This is a genomic window from Cupriavidus sp. WGlv3, assembly GCF_023952475.1.
GTDB lineage: Bacteria > Pseudomonadota > Gammaproteobacteria > Burkholderiales > Burkholderiaceae > Cupriavidus > Cupriavidus phytorum.
Map to the genome: position 1 here is coordinate 50,384 of NZ_JALHRX010000024.1, position 10,563 is coordinate 60,946.

Consider the following 10,563-nt stretch of genomic DNA (forward strand, 5'->3'; position numbering starts at 1 on the left):
AGGCCGGCGGGCGCCGCGTTGCGCGGCGCCCTTGAGTACAGCTTAGCTTGTGGCCGGGGTGCCGGCTCAGTCCACCACGTAGTCGCTGACCGGCACGCAGGCGCAGAACAGGTTGCGGTCACCGTACACGTTGTCGGCGCGGCCGACCGGCGGCCAGTACTTCTGCGTGCGCAGCGAGGCGACCGGATACGCGGCTTCCTCGCGCGTGTACTGGTGGGTCCACTCGTTGGCGGTGACCACCGCGGCGGTGTGAGGGGCGTGCTTGAGCGGGTTGTCGTCGCGGTCGAAAGTGCCGTCGGCAACGCGGCCGATTTCCTGGCGGATCGCGATCATGGCGTCGACGAAGCGGTCCAGCTCATGCAGCGCTTCGGACTCGGTCGGCTCGATCATCAGCGTGCCCGGCACCGGGAAGCTCATGGTCGGCGCGTGGAAGCCGTAGTCCATCAGGCGCTTGGCCACGTCTTCGTTGCTGATGCCGGTTTCCTTCTGCAGCGGGCGCAGGTCCAGGATGCATTCGTGCGCGACCAGGTCGTGCTGGCCGGTGTACAGCACCGGGTAATACGGTGCCAGGCGCTTGGCCACGTAGTTGGCGGCCAGGATCGCGTTCTCGGTGGCGGCGGTCAGGCCGGCCGAACCCATCATCGCGATATACATCCACGAGATCGGCAGGATGCTGGCGGAACCGAACGGTGCCGCCGACACGCCGCCGATGCCGCGCTCGTCGCGGCGATAGCCGACGCTGTCCTGGTTGGGCAGGAAGTCGGCCAGGTGTGCACCGACCGCAACCGGGCCCACGCCCGGGCCGCCGCCGCCGTGCGGGATGCAGAAGGTCTTGTGCAGGTTCAGGTGCGACACGTCGCCGCCGAACTGCCCCGGCGCGGCGGTGCCGACCATCGCGTTCATGTTGGCGCCGTCGACGTAGACCTGGCCGCCGTGCCTGTGCACGATTTCGCAGATCTGCTGCACACCCTGCTCGAACACGCCGTGCGTGGACGGGTAGGTGATCATGATCGCCGCCAGGTTGTTGCTGTGCTGCTCGGCCTTCTGCGCCAGGTCTTCCAGGTCGACGTTGCCATTCTCGTCGCAGGCCACCACCACCACCTTCATGCCGGCCATCTGCGCCGACGCCGGGTTGGTGCCGTGCGCCGACGACGGGATCAGGCAGATGTCGCGATGGCTTTCACCGCGGCTGGCGTGGTAGGCGTGGATGATCAGCAGGCCGGCGTACTCGCCCTGCGAGCCGGCGTTGGGCTGCAGGCTGACCGCGGCATAGCCGGTGGCGGCGCACAGCATGGCCTCGAGCTGGTCGATCATCTCGCGGTAGCCGACGGTCTGGTCCAGCGGCGCGAACGGGTGGATCTGGCTGAACTCGGGCCAGGTCACCGGGATCATTTCGCTGGTGGCGTTCAGCTTCATCGTGCACGAGCCCAGCGGGATCATGGTGCGGTCCAGCGCCAGGTCCTTGTCGGCCAGCATGCGCAGGTAGCGCAGCATCTCGTGCTCGGCGTGGTGCGTATTGAACACCGGGTGGGTCAGGTAGTCGCTGGTGCGCGCCAGCGCGGGCGGGAAGGCGTCCTGCGCGGCGGCCTCGAGCTGGTCGAAATCAACCTCGGCCGGCAGCGGCTTGCCTTGCGTAAAGATCTCCCACAGCGCGATTACGTCGGCGCGGGTGGCGGTCTCGTCCAGCGAGATGCCGACGCGCGTGGCGCCGGCATGGCGCAGGTTGATGCCGCGCGCGGTGGCGGCGGCGTGGATCGCATCGGTGTTGAAGCCGGTTTCCAGCGTCAGTGTGTCGAAGAAGTTGTCGTTGGTACGCGCGAAGCCGAGCGCCTGAAGGCCCGCGGCCAGTGTCGCGGTCAGGCGATGCACCCGCTGCGCGATGCGCTTCAGGCCCTGCGGGCCATGGTAGACCGCGTACATCGACGCCATCACCGCCAGCAGCACCTGCGCGGTGCAGATATTGGAGGTGGCCTTCTCGCGGCGGATATGCTGTTCGCGCGTCTGCAGCGCTAGGCGGTAGGCCTGGTTGCCCTGCGCGTCGATGGTCACGCCGACCAGGCGGCCCGGCATCGAGCGCTTGAACGCATCCTTCACCGCCATGTAGCCCGCGTGCGGGCCGCCAAAGCCCAGCGGCACGCCGAAGCGCTGCGAGTTGCCCACCGCGACGTCGGCACCCCATTCGCCCGGCGCGGCGATCAGCGTCAGCGCCAGCAGGTCGGCGGCGGCCACCACCAGGCCGCCGGCGGCGTGCACGGCGTCGGCGATGGCGCGGTAGTCATTGATGTCGCCGTTGACGCCCGGGTACTGCAGCAGCACGCCGAAGGCGCCCGCGGCGGCAGCCTCGGCAGCGGGGCCGACCTTGACCTCGATGCCCAGCGGAAGCGCGCGCGTGCGTACCACTTCCAGCGTCTGCGGCAGTACGTCGTCGGCGACGAAGAAGATAGTCGAGTCGTGCTTGTTCACCCGCTGCAGCAGCGTCATCGCCTCGGCCGCGGCGGTGCCTTCATCGAGCATCGAGGCATTGGCGATGTCGAGTCCGGTCAGGTCGGTGACCATCTGCTGGAAATTCAGCATGGCTTCCAGCCGGCCCTGCGAGATCTCGGGCTGGTAGGGCGTGTAGGCGGTGTACCAGGCCGGGTTCTCGAAGATATTGCGCAGGATGACGCCGGGCGTGATGGTGTTGAAGTAGCCCTGGCCGATAAAGCTCTTCAGCACCTTGTTCTTGCCGGCCAGCGCGCGCAGCTTTGCCAGCGCGGCCTCTTCGCTCAGCGGCTCGGTGAACTCGCCCATCGGCATGCCGTCGCGGCGGCGGATGGCGGCGGGGATGACGGCGTCGATCAGCGCGGCGCGGCTGTCATAGCCAAGCGCCTTCAGCATGTGCTGCTGCTCGGGGGTATCGGGGCCGATATGGCGGGCGGCGAAGGCGTCGCGCGCCTCCAGTTCGGCCAGCGTGGGCCGGGTTGCTTGGGCGGCTTTCATGGGCAGCGGGGCGTTCATGGGCAAGAACTCTCGTGGGGGGCGCGGCGGCAGGTGGTCAGCCGTGCCGCGGCGCCGCGAATGCGGTGTGCCGGTCCCTGGTGCGGGACCGGGGGCGATCAGGCGCCGACGCTGGCCTTGTAGGCGTCGGCCGACATCAGGCCGTTGACGTCGTCGCCGTTGGCCGGCTTGAGCTTGAACAGCCACGCGTCGAAGGCGTCGGCGTTGACGCTTTCCGGCGCCGCGGTGGCGGCCTCGTTGACCGCAATCACTTCGCCGGCCACGGGTGCGTAGATGTCGGAAGCGGCCTTCACCGATTCCACCACGGCCAGCGCGTCGCCGGCACCGACCGACTTGCCCACTTCGGGCAGCTCCAGGAAAACGATGTCGCCCAGCGCGTCCTGTGCGTGGTCGGTAATGCCGATGGTGAGCGTGCCGTCGGCTTCGACGCGCACCCACTCATGCGACTCGGTGTACTTGAGGTCAGCGGGGAAATTCATGAAGGTTCTCCGGATTCAGATCTGTTTCTTGTAGGGTGATACCTGCCCGGCAACGCTGCCGGCAGGCGAGGGCGACCGTTGGGTGAGCGGGACTTTCCCCTTAGCTCACGAGTGCCTTGCCATGACGCACAAACGGCAGTTTAACCACAGTCGCGTTGAGTTTGCGGTCGCGGATCTCCACCTGCACGGTGTCGCCCACCTTCACCCCCTGGGGCAGGCGCGCGAAGGCGATCGATTGCGACAGCGAGGGGCTGAAGGTGCCGCTGGTGATTTCGCCGTCACCGGCGGGGGTGATGACTTTCTGGTGGGCGCGCAGCACGCCGCCTTTGTCCCGCAGGATCAGGCCGAGGAACTGCTGGCGCGAACCGGCCGCGGTCAGCGCCGACTTGCCGGTGAAATCGCGCTCGCTCTGCAGGTCCACGGTCCACGCCAGGCCCGCGTCCAGCGGCGAGACCTTGATATCCATGTCCTGGCCGTACAGGTTCATGCCGGCTTCCAGGCGCAGCGTGTCGCGCGCGCCCAGGCCGGCCGGGCGCGCGCCCGCGGCATTCAGTTTTTCCCACAGGCCGGCGACGCTGGCGGCCGGCACCACCAGCTCGAAGCCGTCTTCGCCGGTGTAGCCAGTGCGCGCCACCATCACTTCGCCGAGGGCGGGGTCCTGCACCACCACGGCGTTGAACGGCTTGAGCGCATCGGAAGGCTGGGTCGACGGGAAGGTGCTCCACACCTTGGCGCGGGCGTTGGGGCCCTGCACCGCGACGATCGCCAGCGGCTCCACGCCCGCGGGCGCAACATCCTCGCGGCGCGGCGTGATGGCCACGCCGCTGCCGGTGGCGTCGTTGCGGGCGCGGATCCAGTCGATATCGCCCACCGCGGTGCCGGCGTTGACCACCAGGCGGAAACGGTCCTCGGCGAAGAAATAGACGATCAGGTCGTCGATGACGCCGCCGTTCTCGTCGAGCATGCAGGAGTAGAGCGCCTTGCCGGGGGACTGCAGCTTGTCGACGTTGTTGGCCAGCAGGCCGCGCAGGAAGCTGCGGGTATTCGGGCCGGTGAGATCGACCACGCACATGTGCGAGACGTCGAACATGCCCGCATCATTGCGCACCGCATGGTGCTCTTCGATCTGCGAGCCATAGTTGACCGGCATGTCCCAGCCGCCGAAGTCGACCATGCGGGCGCCGAGGGCGCGGTGGATAGCGTTGAGGGGCGTGGCCTGGAGCGTCATGGAATCCTCGGGGGCAGTCTCGGTTGGCGAAAACAAAAAAGGGCCATCCGCCGCAACCATCGCTCGCCGATATGGCGAGCAATCCGCTGCGGCGGATGACCCCTCTGTCCTCGATACCTGAGAGATTACGAGGCGGATCCCATGGACCCCAATCCTCGCGCGCCCCTTCGGTGGGCACGCTCGCCACGAATGGCGGGTGCCGCTCTCCAGAGTGCGGCATGCATCGTGTGCATGTTGCATGCCGATCCGACCGGTCCGTGGTGCCTGAGAGTTTTCGGGTGATACCCCTTCGGCGGCGCAAGCGATGCGCGCTCTCCCGGTCGGATGCGCGCAATGTACGGGAGGCCCCCGCCTTTGTCAAACCAAGGCAGAGGCCGCCGTACCCGCCGCTGCACTGCAGCGCTTACTTCTTCTTGTCGTCGGTGACGACGTTACCGATGACGCCGCCCACTGCCGCCCCGCCCAGCGTACCCAGCGCGCTGCCGTCGGTCAGGACGGCGCCGCCCACCGCGCCGGCACCGGCGCCGATGGCGGTATTACGTTGTTTCGGGGTCATGTCCGCGCAACCGGCAAAGGCCGCGACCGTCATGCCGATCAGGGTCACCTTGGTCAAAGTTTGCAGGGTTTTCATTGTTGGCTCCGATGTGATGATTTGTGCATGCCCAAGCGATCCGGCGGATCGGGGGACACACTGTTTAGAGTGTCGCGTTATGTCATTGGCTCCGCGCTTTACGAAGTGTTACGCCGGTGACACAGCCGGGCCCTTGCGCGCGGCTTGCGCTGACTGACCCGCCGCGGCGCGCGTGTTAACATCGGCAGCTTTGCCGCAGGCCCGGGTGACGGGATGCCGGCAATTCCCGCCGTATTCCCTCGATTCCGCCGCTGCCCCCAACGCCTGCCCCCGCATGACCCATGGCCTGAACCCCGCCCAATCCGAAGCCGTCCGCTACCTGGACGGGCCTTGCCTGGTGCTGGCCGGCGCGGGCTCCGGCAAGACCCGCGTGATCACGCAGAAGATCGCGCATCTGATCGAGGACAAGGGCTTCGAGCCGCGCCATATCGCCGCCGTCACCTTCACCAACAAGGCGGCCAAGGAAATGCAGGAGCGCATCGCCAAGCTGATGGAGGGCAAGACCACGCGCGAGGGCAAGCGGATTCCGCTCAAGCAGCTGACGGTCTGTACCTTCCACTCGCTGGGCGTGCAGATCCTGCGCATGGAAGCCGAGCATGTCGGCCTGAAGCCGCAGTTCTCGATCATGGATTCGGACGACTGCTTCGGCCTGATCCAGGAGCAGCTCGGCACCACCGACAAAAAGCTGATCCGCGGCGTGCAGGGCACGATCTCGCTGTGGAAGAACGGCATGGTCGACCCCGAGGCCGCGATCGCGCAGGCCGCCAATGCCGACGAGCAGCAGGCCGCGCTGGTCTACCGCAACTACGTTGCCACGCTGAACGCCTACCAGGCGGTGGATTTCGACGACCTGATCCGCCTGCCGGCGGAACTGTTCGCGCGCAATGAAGCGGTGCAGCTGAAGTGGCAGAACCGCCTGCGTTACTTCCTGGTCGACGAATACCAGGACACCAACGCCTGCCAGTACCAGCTGCTCAAGCTGCTGGCGGGTGGCTCGCACCTGCGCGCGCCGGCCTTCACCGCGGTGGGCGACGACGACCAGGCCATCTACGGCTGGCGCGGCGCCACGCTGGACAACCTGCGCGGGCTGCAGACCGATTTCCCCGACCTGAAGGTGATCAAGCTGGAGCAGAACTACCGCTCCACCGTGCGCATCCTGGAAGCCGCCAACGCCGTCATCGCCAACAATCCCAAGCTGTTCGACAAGAAGCTGTGGAGCGAGCACGGCATGGGCGACCCCATTGCCATCCACCCGATGAACGACGAGGAGCACGAGGCCGAGTCGGTGGTGTTTCGCCTGTCGGCGCACAAGTTCGAGCGCCGCGCGCAGTTCCGCGACTACGCCATCCTGTACCGCGGCAACCACCAGGCCCGGCTGTTCGAGCAGATCCTGCGGCGCGAGCGCATCCCGTACGTGCTGTCGGGCGGCCAGAGCTTCTTCGACAAGGCCGAGATCAAGGACATCTGCGCCTACCTGCGCCTGATCGCCAACCCCGACGACGATCCCGCCTTTATCCGCGCCATCACCACGCCGCGGCGCGGGGTGGGCAACACCACGCTCGAAGTGCTGGGCACCTTCGCCGGCCAGGCCAAGGTGTCGCTGTTCGAGGCGGCGATGATGGGCGGCATCGAGGGCAAGCTGCAGCCGCGCCAGCTGGAGCCGCTGCGGGTGTTCTGCGAATCGATGGTGCGGCTGGCCGACCGCGCGGCGAAGGACCCGGCCACCGTGGTGCTCGACGACCTGATGGCAGGCATCCACTACGAGGCCTACCTGTACGACAGCTTCGACGAGCGGCAGGCGCAGTCGCGCTGGACCAATACCCTGGAATTCCTCGACTGGCTCAAGCGCAAGGGCACCAAGCCCGAAGGCGCGGACGGCGACGAAGCGACCGGCTTCGACACCGCCGACGGCTTCGGCGGCGATGGCAAGAACCTGCTCGAACTGACCCAGACCGTGGCGCTGATGAGCATGCTCGAGGGCCGCGAGGAAGATCCCGACGCGGTGCGGCTGTCCACGCTGCATGCGTCCAAGGGGCTGGAATATCCGCATGTGTTCCTGGTTGGCGTGGAAGAGGGCATCCTGCCCCACTGCCGCGAGGACGAGGACATGAGCGACGAGAAGATCGAGGAAGAGCGGCGCCTGATGTACGTTGGCATCACGCGCGCGCAGCGCAGCCTGCATGTCAGCTGGTGCAAGAAGCGCAAGCGCGCGCGCGAGACCTACTCGTGCCAGCCGTCGCGCTTTATCGGCGAGATGAAGCTGGAAGAGGCGCCCGCGCCGGTCGACGCGACTCCGGCGATGAGCCCCAAGGACCGACTCGGCGCGCTCAAGGCGCTGCTCGGGAACGGGGGCAGCGGCAAGGCGGCCGCCGGCTGAGCCGCGCGCTCGATCGAAGCCCTAGCGCGCGCCCGACACCGCCAGCGTGACGTACTGCGAGCCGCGCTGCCCGCGCGTGAAGTCGAGCGTGAAGTCGCCCACGTCGACGCGGCTCTGCAGCGCGCGCCGCAGTTCCGCCGCGCCGCCCGGGCGCACACCTTGCAACGCGCGCGCCAGCCAGGCCGCGCCGATATAACCGGCCAGCGTCGCCGGCGACGGCGGCTCGTCCAGGTACTGCTTCATGCGCGCCACATGTTCCTTCACCACCCGCAACGTTGCCTGCTGCGGGCCCGGCGCGATCTGGGTCAGCACCAGGCCGCCGGCGTAGCCGCGGCCCAGGATCTCGCGCGCGGCATTGGCGCTGACCGCGGACAGGCCGACCAGGAAGCCGTACCATCCCTGCGCCGCCAGCGCCCGGCCCAGTTCGGCATAGGCCAGGGTGTCGCCGGCGACGATCACCGCGCCCGGGCGCGTTGCCGCGATGCGCCGCGCCGCGGCATCGCCGCTGCCTTCCAGCAGCACCGCGCGGGTGCCGGTCTGCGCTTCCAGCCGGGCCAGCGACGACACCGCAAAGTCCGGCGCCACGGCCAGCGCGATCTGTGTCAGCCCGTAGCCGCGCAACTGTTGCGCGGCCGCGTCCAGTTCGGCCTGGTAGTCGGCCCGCGTGAACCAGACATTGTCGGCGGCCAGCGCCAGCCCCGACAGCGGTGCGACGATCTGCATGCCGCGCCGCGCCAGTTCGGATGATGACGCCAGCACGGGCAGCAGCCGGTCGCCGGGACCGAACAGCAGCCCCGCATGTTCGGTATCGGCCAGCGACACCGCCTGTGCCAGCGCGCGGCGCGGATCCGGGTCCGCATCGCGCACCGCATGCTGGATCCGCACCGGGCCGCCGGCGGCGTTGACGGCGTCGAACAGGACCTTGGCGCCGGCCAGGTAGTCGCGCGCCAGGTCGGATTGCGCGCCGTTGCGGTCGACCAGATGCCCGACCACTACCGTGCGCGGCGCCTGGGCCAGCGGAGCAAGCGCAGGCAGCGCCAGCGCCATGCCGGTCGCGGCAAGCAGCCGGCGCCGGCCGGCGTCTGCCGGCGGGTGGTTGCGCAGCGGTGGGTACGGCGCGGACGTGGGGGAGCGGCGGGAAAGAGACATGGCTGGAACCGTGCGGATCGCGCGCGGGCGCGGTGGCGCGCAGCGTACCCGGCACCCATGACGGCAATGTGACGTACGCGCGGGGACGGGGCCGACGGCTCAGGCCCGCGCTTGACGGCGGTCAAGCTGCGGGCGCCGCCCCGGTCCTACGATGACGTGTCGCACACCTATTCCCCCGCGCCCCCATGAACCCGTCTGCCATGACTTCCCCTGCGCTCGACCGCCGCGCGCTCTCCGACTTCCGCGCGCTGGCCGGGCGCATCGACGGCAACGGCCCGCGCTATACCTCGTACCCGACTGCCGATCGCTTCCACAACGGCCCGGACCCGTCGCTGTACCACGACGCGCTGGACGCCTGCCGCTCCGACGCGCCGGCCCCGCTGTCGCTATACCTGCATATCCCGTTCTGCGAGAACATCTGCTACTACTGCGGCTGCAACAAGATCATCACCCGCGACCATGGCCGCAGCGCGCGCTACGTCAGCTACCTGGGCCGCGAGATGGCGCTGGTGGCCGGGCGGCTGGGCGAGCGCCGGCAGGTGATCCAGTCGCACTGGGGCGGCGGCACGCCGACCTTCCTGAACCCGGAAGAAATGCGTCGCGTGATGGCGTTGCTGAACACGCATTTCGCGCTGGCGGCCGACGGCGAGCACTCGATCGAGATCGACCCGCGCCGCGTCGACCAGGACCGCATGGCGCTGCTGGCCGAGCTGGGCTTCAATCGCGTCAGCCTGGGCGTGCAGGATTTCGACCCCGAGGTGCAGCAGGCCATCCACCGCATCCAGCCGTTCGCGGAGACCCGCGCCGTGGTCGATGCCGCGCGCGCGCTGGGCTTCCGCTCGGTCAGCCTGGACCTGATCTACGGGCTGCCGCACCAGACCGCGGCGCGCTTCGGCCGCACCATCGACCAGGGGCTGGCGCTGCGCCCGGACCGGCTTTCGGTCTACAGCTATGCCCACCTGCCGCACGTGTTCAAGCCGCAGCGCCGCATCGACGAAAACGCCTTGCCGCCGGCCGGCGAGAAGCTCGACATCCTGGTCTCGACCATCGAGCGGCTGACCGCCGAGGGCTATGTCTATATCGGCATGGACCACTTCGCGCTGCCCGACGACGACCTCGCCGTGGCCCAGCGCGAGGGCCGGCTGCAGCGCAACTTCCAGGGTTATTCGACGCACGCCGGCTACGACCAGGTCGGCCTCGGCATCTCGGCGATCGGCGCGATCGCGGGGCGCTACGTGCAGAACGCGCGCACCCTCGACGACTACTACGGCGCGCTCGACCAGGGCCGCCTGCCGCTGGCGCGGGGCGTGGCGATGACGGCCGACGACCACCTGCGGCGCGAGCTCATCGGCGACCTGATGTGCAATGGCGTGCTCGATCTCCCCGCCATCGAGGTGCGCCATGGCATCGACTTCAACCACGCATTTGCCGCGGAGCTGGCCGAGCTGGACCGCCTGGCCGCCGACGGGCTGGTGTGCCGCGAGCCCGGCCGCATCACCGTGACGCCGCTGGGCCGGCTGCTGGTGCGCCGCGTGGCGATGGTGTTCGACCGCTACCTGCGCGACGACGCCGCCCGGCCCGTCGACAACGGCGCGCGCGCCGCCAACGACGGCGCCCAGCCAATCCGCATCGTGCCGCGTTATTCGCGCGTGGTGTAGCGCGCAACATCGGCCCCGGACCGGACGAAAAAAACCCGCGCAAG

General features: G+C 68.7%; 7 protein-coding genes and 2 riboswitches. Of the genes, 2 read left to right on the forward strand and 5 right to left on the reverse strand.

Translation table 11 applies throughout. The annotated features are described in order from the left end of the window. Positions 1-66: 66 nt before the first annotated feature. From gcvP to MKD38_RS26900, 4 genes are all read right to left on the reverse strand, one after another. Positions 67-2,997 (reverse strand): aminomethyl-transferring glycine dehydrogenase, encoded by a 2,931-nt coding sequence (gene gcvP, locus MKD38_RS26885; protein WP_252681857.1) that lies wholly within the window; start codon positions 2,995-2,997, stop codon positions 67-69. Positions 2,998-3,095: 98 nt separating this feature from the next. Next, a complete protein-coding gene (gcvH, locus tag MKD38_RS26890) occupies positions 3,096-3,476 on the reverse strand; it encodes a glycine cleavage system protein GcvH (protein WP_010812169.1) in 381 nt (126 codons plus the stop codon). A 100-nt stretch (positions 3,477-3,576) separates the two neighbouring features. Next, positions 3,577-4,704: a glycine cleavage system aminomethyltransferase GcvT gene (gene gcvT / locus MKD38_RS26895; protein ID WP_252681859.1), complete on the reverse strand. Its 1,128-nt coding sequence runs from the start codon at positions 4,702-4,704 to the stop codon at positions 3,577-3,579. A 94-nt stretch (positions 4,705-4,798) separates the two neighbouring features. Then, positions 4,799-4,924, reverse strand: a riboswitch (glycine riboswitch). 21 nt (positions 4,925-4,945) lie between these two features. Then, a riboswitch (glycine riboswitch) is annotated at positions 4,946-5,033 on the reverse strand. A gap of 74 nt (positions 5,034-5,107) precedes the next feature. Further along, positions 5,108-5,335 carry a YMGG-like glycine zipper-containing protein gene (locus MKD38_RS26900; protein ID WP_012354259.1) on the reverse strand — a complete coding sequence of 76 codons (228 nt, stop codon included), beginning with the start codon at positions 5,333-5,335 and terminating at the stop codon, positions 5,108-5,110. 274 nt (positions 5,336-5,609) lie between these two features. Here MKD38_RS26900 and MKD38_RS26905 point away from each other — a divergent pair, with 274 nt between their 5' ends. Further along, positions 5,610-7,712, forward strand: a complete 2,103-nt coding sequence (locus MKD38_RS26905) for a UvrD-helicase domain-containing protein (RefSeq protein WP_252681861.1) — start codon at positions 5,610-5,612, stop codon at positions 7,710-7,712. Between the two features lie 21 nt (positions 7,713-7,733). Here the strand turns inward: MKD38_RS26905 and MKD38_RS26910 are convergent, their stop codons facing one another. Continuing rightward, positions 7,734-8,861: an ABC transporter substrate-binding protein gene (locus tag MKD38_RS26910; RefSeq protein ID WP_252681863.1), complete on the reverse strand. Its 1,128-nt coding sequence runs from the start codon at positions 8,859-8,861 to the stop codon at positions 7,734-7,736. Positions 8,862-9,046: 185 nt separating this feature from the next. Here MKD38_RS26910 and hemN point away from each other — a divergent pair, with 185 nt between their 5' ends. After that, the gene (hemN, locus tag MKD38_RS26915; protein WP_252681865.1) at positions 9,047-10,519 is read left to right on the forward strand and encodes an oxygen-independent coproporphyrinogen III oxidase; all 1,473 of its coding nucleotides are present in this window, start codon (positions 9,047-9,049) and stop codon (positions 10,517-10,519) included. Positions 10,520-10,563 lie beyond the last annotated feature (44 nt).